Raw genomic sequence first — 13,792 nt, forward strand, 5'->3', positions numbered from 1 at the left:
CCTATTGCAAATCAACGCTTTATGAACCCCGCAGAAATGCGGGGCAAGCTCTGGCTTCCTCACTAAATTTTCATTTAGCCCGCTAAACTCAAATTTAGTGACTTCGCCAGAACCATAAATCCTTGATTTTCATGACGAAACTGCTCCAAATAAGCTCTAAACACGCGGGGTGGAAGGGGCTGCCTTTTCTTCTTCCTCGTCTTCCTCCTTTTTATCATTTTCGCCCATCTGAATGAAGTAGTTGATCAGGTCGGAAATCTCGGAGTATTTGATCCGCGACTTCATGTCCATAAACACAAAGCCATCTTCGTCCCGGATCAGCAGCAACAGGTTTTTGATTTTGTCCTTGTGGTCTCTGGTCATAATGCGCACAGAGGACCCGGGGCTGTCGATCTGAATCAAATCTTCGTACCCATTACTTTTAATTTGGTCTACAAAAGCGTTGACTTCAGATTGTGGTAACGAGGCTCCTTTCTCGGAAGCCAGCAAGCGGAGTTTGCCGATTTTGCGGGCGTAGCGCAGGGCCACCTTTGTCTCTTTATCTTTGAGACTGTTGTAGGCTATGCCGCCGCCCAGCCACATCACCCAACCGGGCAGTTTGAAATTAACAACACCGGGTTGTTTTTTATGGGTCTGATAAAACTGAGCTGTGGTCTTCGGGCTACTGCATGAGGTAAATACAAATGCAGCAGCACAAAAAAGGAGGATGGACATTCTCATGGCAGTCGGATTTTTGTGTTAAGAGCGGGTGTTGGCTGGGAGAGTCCCAGCCAACACCCCTCATTTTTTACTGCTTCTGTTCTGCGGGTTCTTCGTTGTCATCAAACTCGTTGATGAGCTTGGAGATTTTCTCCATGTCGATTTTGCCTACAAAGCTCATCAGCACGAACTCTTCTCCTCCGCCAACGAGCAGCAGGAGTTCTTCCATAGTTCCGGCGGCGTCTTCCTTGACCAGGAACTCCACGTTTTGCTCATCGGCATTGCGGACGGTCATGAGGATTTCGTATTCGGTCGTATTGATTTTCTGTTTGGCTTCTTTGTAAAAGCCGGCACCATTTTCCTCTGCTACAAGAATGCGGATGCCTTTGAGGTCAGAGGCCAGGTCGATGATCGCTGCGGTTTCGTTGTCGTCCATTTCCATGGATTCCACGTCCAGCTTACCGAACATGCTCATCAGTTTGGAACTGATGTACACCACGGTAAAGCGGTCATCATCAAGGTACTGCTGAAAGTACTTATCAATGGCATTTGCGTTGGAGGTCTGCGCTGAGGCGATGCTGACGATGCCCAGCATCAAGGCGGTAAAAATCCACTTTGAGGTCTTCATGATTTAAGATTTAGGATAAACAATCGGATGAAATTATTCGAAAAACCGGCTGATTTCTTTGAGGTTGCGTTCAAAGCCCTGAGCAGCCACGTCAGTTCCTTCGTTGAGTTCAAGAGAAGCCCGCTTCAGTGCACCGCTGGTAATAGCGAATGCTTGCTGGGGGTCTTGTACTTCATATTTTGACCAGTCTACGCTGGCAACTTCCTGCTGCTGAGCAGGCTGATAGTCTTCGTACAGCCAAAAAACGCCGAGGGCCAGTATGACTGCTGCCGCTACACGGAGTACCCATGTTCTGGGTGACAGGTGCTGTACCTTAGCTTCCTGCGGTTGGATTTGCCCGAGGACTTTGGCGTCGAAATCGTCGCCCAGTACGGTAGGGGCAGACTGTTTCAGGTACCCAAAGAGCGGGCGGTAGCCCTGCAAGTCTTCAGGCAGGTCATCGCGTTGGAAAGCCCGCTTAAGCAGTGCTTCCTCTTCGAGACTGGTTTGGCCTTCGAAGTAATCGTCGAGTAGTTGCCGGGTCAATTGGTGGTCCATAAGGCGGTCAGTTTATTTCTTACGCTCTTGCGAGCGCGGAAAATGTTCGTTTTTACCTGGGCCAGGGGCATTTCGAGTGTGTCGGCGATTTCCTGGTAGGAAAAGCCATCCACATCCCGGAGTTGCATAGCCATTCTTTGATTATCAGGCAGCTCCTGCATCATTTTTTGGATTTGCAGGAAGCTATCTGAGAGTTCCGCTTGCTGATCGGGTGTATGTGCTGAACTGCTCAGTCCGTAGGCACCTTCCAGCCCTTCGTTTTGGTTGAACCGAAGGCGGCGTTTGTCAATAGACCGGTTTTTGGTCAGCTGCATGCACCAGGCTTCGATATTGCGGACGTTACCCAGTTCGTGGCGTTGTTCCCAGACTTTGATCAGGGTCTCCTGCACTACATCTTCTGCCTCCTGAGGGTTGCCCGTTATGCGCAGGGCTACCCGGAAGAGTTTATTTTTGATGGGCAGGATGTCTGATTTGAAAGTTTCTAGGTTCATTGCGCTTTTCAAGCTGCGTTCATAGGGGTGACGAAGAGGAGCAAAGAAAGTTACAACCTCTTCAGAAAAAAATTAAAGTTAATATAAAGTCAACCTTAGGTACACCTTATTGAGTTGTAAGGAGACGTTGTACCTTTGTGGAAGGCGAAACGGCTACCGTTCGGAAAACTGAGATCCGCCCGGGCTGTTTCACAATCAGGCATTCATTAGCATATATCTATGAAGATAGTTGACCGCTTACTGGTTAAGAGTTTTATCCCGCCTTTTATCGTTACGTTCATGATCGCCATGTTTGTATTGGTCATGCAGGTCCTTTGGCTGTATATCGATGATATTGCGGGCAAAGGGCTGGGGCTGTTCCTGATCCTGGAGCTGATGGGCTACAAGAGCCTTTCGCTGGTACCTATGGCACTGCCCCTCGCCGTGCTTATTTCTTCGGTCATGGTAATGGGCAACATGGCAGAGAAGTACGAGTTGTCGAGCTTCAAGTCGGCAGGGGTCTCCCTGGCGCGGATCATGCGGCCCATCATCGGGTTTGGGATGATTACCGTGCTGGCATCCTTTTTCTGCTCGAACAACCTCATTCCCGTAGCCAATCTGAAGTTTGGTTCCCGGATGTACGATATTCAAAAACAGAAACCGGCGCTGCGCCTGGAGGCTGGTATTTTCAACGATGACTTCGACGGTTTCGCTATTCATATTGGCAACAAGCCCGGAGATGGAAAGCGGATTGAAGATGTCCTGATTTATGATCATACCGATGCCAATAAGGGCAAGCTGTCGCAAATTATAGCCAGCGATGGGGAAATGTACGCCACGGAAGACGGTAACTACTTCATGATGAACCTCTATGACGGGCATCAATACATGGAGGGCGACCCCTCAGGATCGGGCAATAGCCGGTCTTACCCCTTTGTGCGTACGAATTTCAAAAGCTGGTACAAAGTTTTTGACCTTAGTGAGTTCAACCTCAACCGGACCAACGAGGAACTCTTCAAGTCTAACCGCAGTATGCTGACGAGCGGGCAGCTGGCGGATGCCATTGATTCGCTGGAGCTGAAAATCAAGCGCCGGGAGGTGGGTATTTCCAATCAGTTTAGTTCTTACTTTGACTTACTGGAGTTAGACAGTACGTTCCTGGATATTCCAGATGATGAGGACAATCTGGTTGCCGCTGAGGCGGAGCGCATCCGTGCGGAAGCGGAGAAAGAAGATAGTGCAAGTGCTGCAATTGAACCGCAGGGAGCCCCCCCCGTTTCGGCAAAACAGGAAGAAGAAAGAATAGAAGAGCGCCCCCGGGTAACAGAAGATAAAAAAACCGACCGGAAGCCTATCCAATCCTTTGAAGGGCGGCCCCTCAAGCAAGTCATTGAGGAGCCATTGGAATCCTACGAAAGTATTGTACTGCTTTTCCCCGAATCGGAACGGCTGCGGTTGATCAACAAGTCGAAGTCTTTTATCCGCAGTATTCAGGCACATGCAGAGTCTGCCACGCGGTCGATCGACCGGCTGCGGGAGAGCCGGGTGAAGCACATTTATGAGCTCCATACCAAGTACAGCATGGCACTGGTCTGCTTCATCTTTGTATTTATCGGTGCTCCCATGGGCGCGATTGTGCGCAAAGGCGGCTTTGGTTATCCCATCCTGATTTCCATCATTTTCTTCATGGTTTTTATTGTGTTGACCATCTTCTGCCGGAAAATTGCGGAGTCCTTTGTGCTGCCGGCTGCCGTAGCGGCCTGGGTGCCCTGCACGGTTTTATTTCCGGTTGGTATAATACTGACCCGCAAAGCGATGAACGATAGTAAGCTGGTTGATATCGATCAGTACGTCAATTTCTTCAAAGCTATCTTCAAACTCTTCAAAAAACGAAAAACTGCGCATGACCCCGCTGTCTGAATTTTTGCGGTCCAACCGCTCATTCTTCTCAGGTATGGTTCAATTTTTATTTTTCGGGGCCATACTGTTACTGTTAATGGAAACAGGAGCCTTTGTATGGTTCTTCAGCCGGCATCGCAGTACTTTTCTTGATTACCTGTTTATTTATGGTACGAAGCTTGGAGAACCTGTGGGCTTCATAGGGGCACTGCTCTTGCTGCTGTTTGTTAAATTCAGGTATGCAATCGCGGTCCCTTTTCTGGGCTTTAGCGTAACGGTCACCGCTTATTTCAGTAAGTCATTTTTTGCCCACGCCCGTCCGTTTGCGTACTTTGAGCAAATGGGCATCGCTACTCAGCTCAATCTGGTGGAAGGCGTAAAGGTGCATACCGGATCAACGAGTTTCCCGAGTGGGCATACAATGGCGGGGTTTGCATTATTTGCTTTTCTGGCTTTCTGCTGGCCGAACAAGAAACTCAGCGGCACCTTGTTTTTTCTTTTGGCACTGATTGTTGGGCTATCCCGGATTTACCTGGTGCAGCACTTCTTCAAGGATGTTTACCTGGGGGCCATCCTGGGCGTGCTGATTGCTATGGGGTGGTATTATCTGCAGCAGCTGCCCAGGGCGGCCTGGCTGGATGGGCGCATTAAAAGATAGACCAGGAACTTTACAGGCTGTGCAGTAGTTATCCTGAGAAATTATCCCCGGTATGTTACACCTTGACTTACCCATTCAGGAGACAGAGCGTTTGATGCTGCTTAATCTCAATCCGGCTTCTTTTAAACGGCTGGTTGCCCAGTTTGATGACGAAGACTTGTCCTGTGCCCTGCGCTGCCCAACTGCGGAAATGTACGCGGGCATCAAAGAACGCTTTCTGACCTTTGGGCTGGACAACGAGCGCCTGAGTATGCACAACTGGCTGCTGTACCGTAAGGATTCAGGCAAGCTAATCGGCGATTTTTCTTACCATATTATTTTCCGGCGGCACCGGCGTGCCGAAATTGGCTACAGTTTATACGATATCGCAGACCGCGGGCAGGGCTTCATGCAGGAGCTATTGCCGGTTACCCTAAAGTTTGGTTTTGAAACCCTGGGGCTGGAACGTATTGAGGCGCTTACGGCGACCGACAACTGGGCTTCGATGTCTTTGCTGCGGCGGTTTGGCTTCAGAAGGGAAGGGTACGCCCGGCGGCACTACCGGTATGAAGGCGTAAATACCGATTCTTTTAGCTTCTCCCTTTTGGCAGAGGACTTTCAGGCAGAGCCGCCTTTGCCGGCAATTGAGAAGCTGGTCCGGAGTTTTGAACGGCAGGCGCTGCCGGCTGAGGGATGGACCCACGAAGCGCACTTGAAAGTGGCTCTCTGGTATCTTTTTCAGGAGGGAGAGGATGCCGCACTTTCCAGGATGCGTACGGGCATCATCGCCTTCAATCAGGGGCAGGGCAACCGCAATACCCCTGATGAGGGCTACCATGAAACGCTGACGCTTTTTTGGATCAGGGTGCTGAGCCGGTTTATGAACGCTCAGCCTCAATTGAATTACGAGGATGCCTTGAGCTTACTCCTGAGCTCGCCGGAAGGGGACTCAAAGTATCCCGGGGCGTTTTACAGTAAAGGCCTACTGCAGTCCGTCCGGGCCCGGGCACGCTGGGTGGAGCCAGACTTGAAACCGTTGTAAAATCCCAGCAAGTCAAATAAAAAAGCGCTTCAGTTTTGAGACTGAAGCGCTTTTGGCTGTTACTTGGTAGTAGCGATTTCTCCGGATTTAATCCGCCTCATATAATCTCTGTAAGCCCGCATCACGTTGGGCATTAATACGTAAAGGCCGGCAACGTTAGGGAAGCACATGGCAAAGATCATCGCATCGCCAAAGTCGAATACGCTTTTGGCAGAGATGGCAGAGCCAATGACCACGAAGACGCAGAAGATCGCTTTGTAAATCAGCTCATTGGTTTTGTTCTCACCGAAGAGGTAAGTCCAGGCTTTCAGGCCGTAGTAAGACCAGCTGATCATAGTAGAAAGGGCAAAGAGAATAACTGCTACTGAGAGGATTGGCGGGAACCAGGACATCACCGCTTCAAAAGCAGAAGAGGTCAGCGTAATGCCGTCGAGGTCACCATTTTGGTCGCTCAAAAACGCTTGTTCTGCTCCGATGCCACCGTAGTTGGTGATGACAATAACGAGCGCGGTCATTGTACAAATGACTACCGTATCGATGAACGGCTCTAACAAGGCAACGATGCCCTCCGAAATAGGTTCGTCAGTACGTACTGCAGAGTGGGCGATAGAGGCAGAACCTACCCCCGCTTCGTTGGAGAACGCAGCCCGCCGGAAACCCTGTATGAGCACACCGATAAATCCACCGTACAGTGCGTCAGAATTGAATGCACCACCGATGATCTCTCCGAATGCTGCCGGAATATCGGCATAGTGATAACCGAGGACAATCAGTGCACCGAGCACATAAATGCCTACCATGAAAGGAACGATCTTGTCTGTTACCCTTGCAATAGATTTGATACCCCCGATGATGATGATCCCAACGACGACGGCCATTACAGCACCAAACATCCAGGAACTGTCAGCAATAAAGCTATCCTTGCCGCCTGTAACATCGATAAACTGTTGGGCGGCTTGGTTTACCTGCACCATATTCCCGCCTCCGAAAGAACCGCCGATACAGGCAATCGCAAACAGTACGGCCAGTACCTTGCCGATCGTGCCCATGACAGGCCCTTTTTCTTTAAAACCTTTATCGAGGTAGTACATTGGGCCACCGGATACGGAGCCATCTACATTATAGTTGCGGTACATTACCCCCAGGGAGCACTCCACGAATTTGGAGGTCATCCCGAACAGGCCCGCGACAATCATCCAGAACGTGGCGCCCGGCCCGCCAACGGAAACGGCAATAGCAACACCAGCGATATTGCCGATGCCCACGGTGCCGGAAAGGGCTGCTGTAAGCGCCTGAAAGTGAGATACTTCCCCCGCATCGTTCGGGTCGTCATATTTACCGCGAACCACGTTGATAGCGTGACCAAAAGCCCTGATATTCACAAAGCCAGTATAAAGCGTGAAAATAAGCGCGCCGGCAATCAGCCAGACCAACACAAAGGGGATGGTGAAGCCGGCCACTGTAATCGGTACAAAGACTACGCTTTCCACCGCCTGTGTCAGGGGCTCCATGACGGAGTTGATGGCGTCATCAATAGTAGATCCGCCTTCTTGTGCCCAGATTGCTAAAGGGGCAAAAAGGCTAAGCGTAAAAAAGAGAAGTTTTTTCATGGTTGTGAGTGATTCGCCCTAGCCGGAACCCCGTAACATATGCGGTAATCAGGCTGTGCTCAGGCATCTTGCTTGCAGGTTTTGAGTTTTGGTTTAAAGTCGTTATCGGTAGCTACAAGAAGGCTGCTGAATAGCTTAGTTTAGTGATGCGGACTAAGGTATTTGATTATTTTTACTTATTCAAAAGTTCAAGCTTAATATTTGGCGCGGCCCAAACGGGTAGTCGGTATATTCCGCGGAAGTATTATATTGTGGATGGAACCAGGCAGGTGCCTTTACTGCCTGCTTAGGCCATACGCTCTTAATACGATTAAAGCAACATCAAATTGCAACCGCAACGAACAGATCAGGAGTTACTGGATTTGCTTAACCAGGGGGACGAAAGAGGCATTGAGCTGATTTTCAGGCAGTACTACGCCTATATTTGCAAAGCAGTCTACAAGATTATCCCGGACAGCAACCTGGTGGAAGACCTGGCTCAGGAGGTGTTTTACGAGCTTTGGCGTAAGCGGGAACGCATCAGGGTCTCTTCATCGCTAAAGGGTTACCTTCGCCGGGCTGCTGTCAACAAAGCACTCAATTTTGTCCGTGATCAGCGCATTAAATTTACGGATGAGGAGCAGGCGCCGGTGCAAAAGAGTACCGAGGCTACAGCCCCTGAGCTGATGGCGGCAGACCAGTTGCAATCCAGCATTGACAAGGCAATTGACGCTTTGCCGGAGCGCTGCCGCATCGTGTTTGTCCTAAGCCGCTTTGAGGACATGAGCTACCGCGAAATCGCCGAGCAGCTGGAGATTTCGCCCAAGACAGTTGAGAACCAAATGGCGAAAGCCCTGAAAATACTCAGAGAAATGCTGAAGGTCAACCGCAATGATTAGCTGGTAGTGCTTTTTAATGCCTGTTTGGACGGGCAGATGACATTTTTATGATTATTCGAAAAAAGGAAAATAACAGATAGGGGAGGGTAGTTATGCCTGTGTCCTATTGACGAATGAAGCCAAAGCGAATGAAATTAACAGAATATATAACACTTTTTCACCGACAGCAGACCGGGCAATTGGGCGCTGAAGAGGCTCAGGCATTTCAGCAAGAGCATGACCCGGAGCTCCATCAGGAGTTGGACGAGCTATGGTCAGATAGCCGGTCTTACAAAGCTGGCTACGAACCGGATGTCGACAAGGGCTTCTCCCGGCTAAAGTTCCGTATGGAAGCTGATCAGCCCCGGGAAGCCAAAACGGTGCAGCTGAAAACGAAGTCCGGAAAGTGGATGAGGGCGGCAGCTGCTATTGCCCTGCTGATCGCTTTCGGCTCATACTGGTTTGCCACAGCTGATGATGCTGCGCAAGGCCTTGTCTACACTACCGCTTCGGATGAAAAAATCCAGATTACACTGCCCGATGCATCGGTGGTTTACCTCAACGAGCACTCTTATCTTAGCTATGAAGCAGGAGAAGGGAAAAGAAAAGTCTCCCTTACCGGCGAAGCTTACTTTGAAGTGGCTTCTAATCCTGAGCAGCCCTTTGTGATCTATTCCAATGATGTCCGTACGACCGTTTTGGGCACCGCTTTCAACTTGCGTGCCTATCCGGATGAGCCTACCGTGGAGGTGGAAGTCACCGAGGGCCATGTGCGCATGGAAAAAGACCAGGCTGCCCAAAAAATTGAGCTTCAGCCAAAGGAAAGAGGGATATTCAGCATGGATAAACAGCGGCTGTATAAAGAACCCTCGCCGGAGTTGAACGCACAAGGCTGGCGCAGCCAGCGGATGGTTTTCCGGGATGCCCAGCTATCAAGCGCCCTCAAAGAGATCGGGCGGTACTACAAAGTGGAATTCAAATTGAAGAATCCAGGGCTTCAGGATTGTGCACTTTCTACAGAAATAAAAGCGGACCCGTTGTCGAATTTCCTGCAAGTGCTGGAAGCCGTCTACGGGCTTGAAGTCCAAAAGTCAGGTCCTGCGACCTACGCACTATCAGGGGGGCGTTGTAACTAAAAGCTTGTTGGGATTTTACCCTTCGGGCTGTTCTTGCCAAATTTCATCCTGGCTCTTCATCGATCTTTGGTCACATAGCATCTCTAGGCAATCGGTTCAATCAACCGCAGCTGAACCCTTCGGTTGCGCATGCGTCCGGATCGCGTATCATTGGAGCTGCGCGGGTATTTTTCCCCCAGGCCTCTGGGGTTCATGCGCTTCGGTGAGATGCCTTTTCTTTTCAAGTATTCTGCTACTGCTCTTGACCGTTTTTCTGACAGCGATAAGTTGGTCGTTGCTGATCCCTCATTGTCGGTATGGCCAATAATGTCTAAGTCCATATTGGGATGTTCGTGCATAATCTTTGCCAGCTCATCCAGCTCCTGACGGGAAGCCGGCGTTAGGTTTGACCCACCGGACTCAAACTGTATATGGTCCAGCGTGATAAACTCCCCCCGCATCAGTTCACGTACTTTCTGCCCTTGCAATTCCAGTACAGGCAGTTCTTCCACCAGCTCGAAATCCAGTTTTTCGAAGCAAACGGCCTGCCGGTTGTTGTAGTTGCCCGTAGCAGAAGTGACACCCCAGTACACCTTATCCCTTCCTCTGAAAATCGTCTTGACCAAATCGCGCTGAAGGGTAATGACCAGCTTGCCGTCAATCCGTACACTTAGCGTTTTTGAATCAGCAGACCATTGAATGTTGAGGTCGTGCTCCCGGCAATCTTCGATGTTGGCAATGCGGTTGGGGCCTGCCAGATTAAACCCGTGGAAGACACTGCCGTCTCTTAGGATAGCGATGTGGTCCTGCCAGGGATCGCCCAGGTGCTCGTTTTGCCAGGTGTCAATTTCGATGCCAATTGCCGGGTCAAGTCCGGCAAAGCCCATGCCTTCACCTCTATAGCCTGTCCGCTCAGCGTAGGGGTGGAATACGAATACCATACCATCAGCTCCTTCCTGATCTTTACAACCCAGCATGACCCGCAGTTCCATCTCGAAGGAAGCATTCAGGCTGATGGCTTTTTTGTACCATATTGACCCGGAAGCCCACTGATAGTCTGGAGTAAGCGTGATACAATCTGCTCCCGATTGGCGGGCATCTCCATCCAGCCGGAAATCGGTAATGGCAGGAGGGGCCTGGGCTTGCAGAAAGGGAAGCGTAAAGAGGAAGGAGACAAGCAGGGCAAGGTGTTTCATAGCTACCGGGTTTTGTGGAATCAAGTATGCTGTCAGAACGCAAGATTGCCCTTTTTGGTTTCTTGGGACCTTGGTTTGCCCATTGATGGTTTCAGGGCAGCAAAACCCTTATTGCTACGTTGCAACGTGCCATAATAAAAAAGAAGCCTGTCTGAAGTCGATGCTTCAGACAGGCTTGGGAACGTAGTTTTTCGCAGTGGGTTAAATAATCATACCCGCGCCTACGGTTTCATTGGTGCCTTCATCCACAAAAAGGACGCTACCGGTAATACGGTTCTTGCGGTAGGCATCAAAGTGCAGCGGCTTGGTGGTACGGATTACGACCCGCGCAATATCATTCATGCCGATCTGGGTTTCTCCTTCCTGACGGTGCAGGGTTTTGATGTCCAGCTTATACCGGATATCCTTGATGATACACCGCACTTCCTGGGTGGTGTGCAGAATGGCGTATTTTCCACGGAGCTGCAGGGGGCGGTCAGAGAACCAGCAGACCATGACCTCCATATCCTGTTCAGTCTCCGGGTGGTTATTCTCCCGGACAATCATATCTCCCCGGCTCAGGTCGAGATCATCTTCCAGCAGTAGGGTTACAGACATAGGCGGGTAGGCTTCCTCCAGCTCTCCGTCAAAGGTGTCAATCTTTTTGATCTTGGTGGTAAAACCAGAAGGCAGGAGCATGACTTCATCACCTTTTTTGAAAATGCCACCAGCTATACGCCCGGCGTAGCCCCGGTAGTCGTGGTAGTCGTCGGTATTCGGGCGCACCACATACTGTACCGGGAAGCGGCAGTCGATGAAGTTGTGGTCGCTACCAATATGAACATTTTCCAGGTAGTAGAGCAGGGTCGGCCCATCGTACCACTTCGTCTTTTCAGATTTGGTGACGATATTGTCGCCCTTCAGCGCTGAGATAGGGATAAAGTGTACATCGTTAACGTCGAGCTTGTAAGAGAATTCTTCAAAATCACGCTTGATCTGCTCATAAATCTCCTCCGAATAGTCTACCAGGTCCATTTTATTGATACAGACCACCAGGTGAGGGATTTGTAGCAAAGAGGCAATAAAAGCATGACGGCGGGTTTGCTCCAGTACGCCCCGGCGGGCATCGATAAGCACCAGTGCAACATTCGCGGTGGAAGCTCCCGTCACCATATTGCGGGTATACTGAATATGGCCCGGCGTATCAGCAATGATGAATTTGCGCTTGGGTGTCGAGAAGTAGCGGTAGGCCACATCAATAGTAATGCCCTGTTCGCGCTCCGCCTTCAGGCCATCAGTCAGCAGGGCCAGGTTGACGCCTTCTTCGCCCCGCCTCTCGCTGCTTTCCCTTACCGCATCGTACTGATCTTCAAAAATTGATTTACTATCGTACAGCAATCGCCCGATAAGGGTGGATTTGCCGTCATCTACACTGCCTGCCGTTGTAAACCGGAGCAGTTCCATATTATCATAATTCTCCATTATATCTTTTGTCTTTGATAGGTCTATAAAGTTTGGAAATTCGAAGCCCTTCCTTCCCGCTTAGAAGTACCCCTGCTTTTTCCGGTCTTCCATAGCTGTTTCAGAACGCTTATCATCGGTCCGGCCACCACGCTCGGTTTTACGGGCGATAGAAACCTCCTTGATGATATCTTCAATGTTGGTTGCTTCAGATTCCCAAACGCCGGTGCAGGTCATATCGCCGATGGTACGGCAGCGGACCATGCGCGTTTCCACCGCTGCTGCTTCTTCCGGTCTTTTCTGGATGTACTCACAGTCGGCCAGCAGGGTGCCTTCCCGCTCGAAGACCGGGCGCTTATGCGCAAAGTAGAGGCTGGGCAGGTCTACGTTCTCCATAGCCAGGTACATCCATACGTCCAGCTCGGTCCAGTTGCTGATAGGGAAAATACGGAAGTGCTCTCCGTAGTTTTTTTTGCCATTGAAAAGGTTCCAAAGCTCCGGGCGCTGGTTTTTGGGGTCCCATTGCCCAAATTCGTCCCGGTGCGAGAAGAAGCGCTCCTTAGCCCGGGCCTTTTCTTCATCGCGTCGTGCGCCGCCCAGGGCAGCATCAAATTTGCCTTTTTCCAACTCCTCAAGCAGGACGTGGGTTTGCAGGAAGTTGCGGCTGGCGTTGTAGCCTTTTTCCTCCGCAATAGCACCGTTGTCGATTGCTTCCTGAACAGAACCTACGATCAGCCGGGCTCCTGTCTCTTCGACCAGTTTGTCCCGGTACTCCAGCGTCTCCGGGAAGTTGTGGCCGGTATCAACATGCAAGAGTGGGAAAGGGATATTGGCCGGATAGAACGCTTTCCGGGCCAGGTGCACCATCAGGATAGAATCTTTGCCGCCTGAGAACATCAACACGGGCCGCTCAAACTGAGCCGCTACTTCGCGCATGATGAAGATGGATTCGGATTCCAGCTCCTTGAGGTGATTGAGGTGGTAACTCATAATTTTAGGGTTATCGCAATGATTGAACAGTGGGCTACTCTTTCAGAGCCACTGTAAATTATGCTTTAGGTAATTCAATATGTGGTTTCAGGAAATGGAAAACCATCTCCACGCTTTCTTCCAATGATTGTTCGGCTGTTTTGATTTCCAGAGCCGGCTGCTGCGGCGGCTCATAAGGCGCATCAATCCCGGTAAAGCCTTTGATCTGGCCAGCCCTGGCTTTTTCGTACAGCCCTTTGACGTCGCGGGATTCGCAAACCTCAAGGGGCGCATTGACGTAGATTTCCAGAAAATCCTCCGGGCCAATAATCTGCCGGGCCATCTCCCGGATTTCAATCGTCGGGCTGATGAAAGAATTGAGCGTGATGATACCGCTGTCCAGGTAGAGCCTTGCGACCTCAGCGATCCGCCTGATATTTTCCTGCCGGTCTTCGGGACTGAAGCTGAGGTTGTTGTTGATGCCGCTACGGATATTATCGCCGTCCAGCACTTGTGCAAAGAAACCATTATTGTAGAGGTAGCGTTCCAAATGCTGGGCAATCGTGCTTTTGCCAGAGCCGGACAGGCCTGTAAGCCAGAGGACTTTGCTACACTGGCCAAGCCTTTGTTCGCGGTCTGCTCGTTGCAGGAGCCGGTCGAAAATGGGGTGGATGTGTTCCGTCAAAACAGATT

At 50.6% G+C, this 13,792-nt stretch carries 14 protein-coding genes; 5 read left to right on the top strand and 9 right to left on the bottom strand.

Going from position 1 to position 13,792, the window contains the following annotated elements:
- Positions 1–156: 156 nt before the first annotated feature.
- The 4 genes from RIC19_RS20275 to RIC19_RS20290 all read right to left on the bottom strand — a co-directional run bounded on the left by RIC19_RS20275 (position 157) and on the right by RIC19_RS20290 (position 2,355).
- Positions 157–720 (bottom strand): DUF4252 domain-containing protein, encoded by a 564-nt coding sequence (locus RIC19_RS20275; protein ID WP_350180192.1) that lies wholly within the window; start codon positions 718–720, stop codon positions 157–159.
- A 67-nt stretch (positions 721–787) separates the two neighbouring features.
- On the bottom strand, positions 788–1,327 hold the full coding sequence (locus RIC19_RS20280) for a DUF4252 domain-containing protein (RefSeq protein WP_350180193.1): 540 nt from the start codon (positions 1,325–1,327) through the stop codon (positions 788–790).
- A 33-nt stretch (positions 1,328–1,360) separates the two neighbouring features.
- Positions 1,361–1,864, bottom strand: a complete 504-nt coding sequence (locus RIC19_RS20285) for a PG0215 family putative anti-sigma factor (protein WP_350180194.1) — start codon at positions 1,862–1,864, stop codon at positions 1,361–1,363.
- Positions 1,849–2,355 (bottom strand): GFO_1088 family ECF-type sigma factor, encoded by a 507-nt coding sequence (locus RIC19_RS20290; RefSeq protein ID WP_350180195.1) that lies wholly within the window; start codon positions 2,353–2,355, stop codon positions 1,849–1,851. Before RIC19_RS20290 ends, RIC19_RS20285 begins: the two co-directional genes overlap by 16 nt.
- 219 nt (positions 2,356–2,574) lie before the next feature.
- Between RIC19_RS20290 and RIC19_RS20295 the strand changes: the two genes are divergently transcribed.
- The 3 genes from RIC19_RS20295 (at position 2,575) to RIC19_RS20305 (ending at position 5,912) form a co-directional block, all read left to right on the top strand.
- Positions 2,575–4,254, top strand: coding sequence for an LptF/LptG family permease (locus tag RIC19_RS20295; protein WP_350180196.1), 1,680 nt, complete (start codon positions 2,575–2,577; stop codon positions 4,252–4,254).
- 76 nt (positions 4,255–4,330) lie between these two features.
- Positions 4,331–4,891 (top strand): phosphatase PAP2 family protein, encoded by a 561-nt coding sequence (locus RIC19_RS20300; protein ID WP_350180197.1) that lies wholly within the window; start codon positions 4,331–4,333, stop codon positions 4,889–4,891.
- Positions 4,892–4,943: 52 nt separating this feature from the next.
- Complete coding sequence (locus tag RIC19_RS20305) at positions 4,944–5,912, top strand: GNAT family N-acetyltransferase (protein WP_350180198.1); 969 nt, start codon at positions 4,944–4,946, stop codon at positions 5,910–5,912.
- A gap of 59 nt (positions 5,913–5,971) precedes the next feature.
- Here the strand turns inward: RIC19_RS20305 and RIC19_RS20310 are convergent, their stop codons facing one another.
- A complete protein-coding gene (locus RIC19_RS20310; protein ID WP_350180199.1) occupies positions 5,972–7,522 on the bottom strand; it encodes an alanine/glycine:cation symporter family protein in 1,551 nt (516 codons plus the stop codon).
- Between the two features lie 326 nt (positions 7,523–7,848).
- Between RIC19_RS20310 and RIC19_RS20315 the strand changes: the two genes are divergently transcribed.
- Together RIC19_RS20315 and RIC19_RS20320 are read left to right on the top strand one after the other, a co-directional pair.
- Entirely contained in the window at positions 7,849–8,400 is a 552-nt protein-coding gene (locus tag RIC19_RS20315; protein WP_350180200.1) for an RNA polymerase sigma-70 factor, read from the top strand.
- 128 nt (positions 8,401–8,528) lie between these two features.
- Positions 8,529–9,515, top strand: coding sequence for a FecR family protein (locus tag RIC19_RS20320; RefSeq protein WP_350180201.1), 987 nt, complete (start codon positions 8,529–8,531; stop codon positions 9,513–9,515).
- Between the two features lie 83 nt (positions 9,516–9,598).
- Here the strand turns inward: RIC19_RS20320 and RIC19_RS20325 are convergent, their stop codons facing one another.
- From RIC19_RS20325 to cysC, 4 genes are all read right to left on the bottom strand, one after another.
- Positions 9,599–10,690, bottom strand: coding sequence for a lectin-like domain-containing protein (locus tag RIC19_RS20325; RefSeq protein WP_350180202.1), 1,092 nt, complete (start codon positions 10,688–10,690; stop codon positions 9,599–9,601).
- A 201-nt stretch (positions 10,691–10,891) separates the two neighbouring features.
- On the bottom strand, positions 10,892–12,178 hold the full coding sequence (gene cysN / locus RIC19_RS20330) for a sulfate adenylyltransferase subunit CysN (RefSeq protein ID WP_350180227.1): 1,287 nt from the start codon (positions 12,176–12,178) through the stop codon (positions 10,892–10,894).
- A gap of 33 nt (positions 12,179–12,211) precedes the next feature.
- Positions 12,212–13,120 carry a sulfate adenylyltransferase subunit CysD gene (gene cysD, locus RIC19_RS20335; RefSeq protein ID WP_502930851.1) on the bottom strand — a complete coding sequence of 303 codons (909 nt, stop codon included), beginning with the start codon at positions 13,118–13,120 and terminating at the stop codon, positions 12,212–12,214.
- A gap of 58 nt (positions 13,121–13,178) precedes the next feature.
- On the bottom strand, positions 13,179–13,784 hold the full coding sequence (cysC, locus tag RIC19_RS20340) for an adenylyl-sulfate kinase (protein ID WP_350180203.1): 606 nt from the start codon (positions 13,782–13,784) through the stop codon (positions 13,179–13,181).
- Between the last annotated feature and the right edge of the window lie 8 nt (positions 13,785–13,792).

Source organism: Phaeodactylibacter sp. (assembly GCF_040219495.1).
Lineage (GTDB): Bacteria > Bacteroidota > Bacteroidia > Chitinophagales > Saprospiraceae > Phaeodactylibacter.

Coding starts and splice junctions, on each gene's coding strand:
- RIC19_RS20275 (WP_350180192.1), bottom strand. CDS start 720: ATGAGAATGTCCATCCTCCTTTTTTGTGCTGCTGCATTTGTATTTACC.
- RIC19_RS20280 (WP_350180193.1), bottom strand. CDS start 1,327: ATGAAGACCTCAAAGTGGATTTTTACCGCCTTGATGCTGGGCATCGTC.
- RIC19_RS20285 (WP_350180194.1), bottom strand. CDS start 1,864: ATGGACCACCAATTGACCCGGCAACTACTCGACGATTACTTCGAAGGC.
- RIC19_RS20290 (WP_350180195.1), bottom strand. CDS start 2,355: ATGAACCTAGAAACTTTCAAATCAGACATCCTGCCCATCAAAAATAAA.
- RIC19_RS20295 (WP_350180196.1), top strand. CDS start 2,575: ATGAAGATAGTTGACCGCTTACTGGTTAAGAGTTTTATCCCGCCTTTT.
- RIC19_RS20300 (WP_350180197.1), top strand. CDS start 4,331: ATGGAAACAGGAGCCTTTGTATGGTTCTTCAGCCGGCATCGCAGTACT.
- RIC19_RS20305 (WP_350180198.1), top strand. CDS start 4,944: ATGTTACACCTTGACTTACCCATTCAGGAGACAGAGCGTTTGATGCTG.
- RIC19_RS20310 (WP_350180199.1), bottom strand. CDS start 7,522: ATGAAAAAACTTCTCTTTTTTACGCTTAGCCTTTTTGCCCCTTTAGCA.
- RIC19_RS20320 (WP_350180201.1), top strand. CDS start 8,529: ATGAAATTAACAGAATATATAACACTTTTTCACCGACAGCAGACCGGG.
- RIC19_RS20325 (WP_350180202.1), bottom strand. CDS start 10,690: ATGAAACACCTTGCCCTGCTTGTCTCCTTCCTCTTTACGCTTCCCTTT.
- cysD (WP_502930851.1), bottom strand. CDS start 13,120: ATGAGTTACCACCTCAATCACCTCAAGGAGCTGGAATCCGAATCCATC.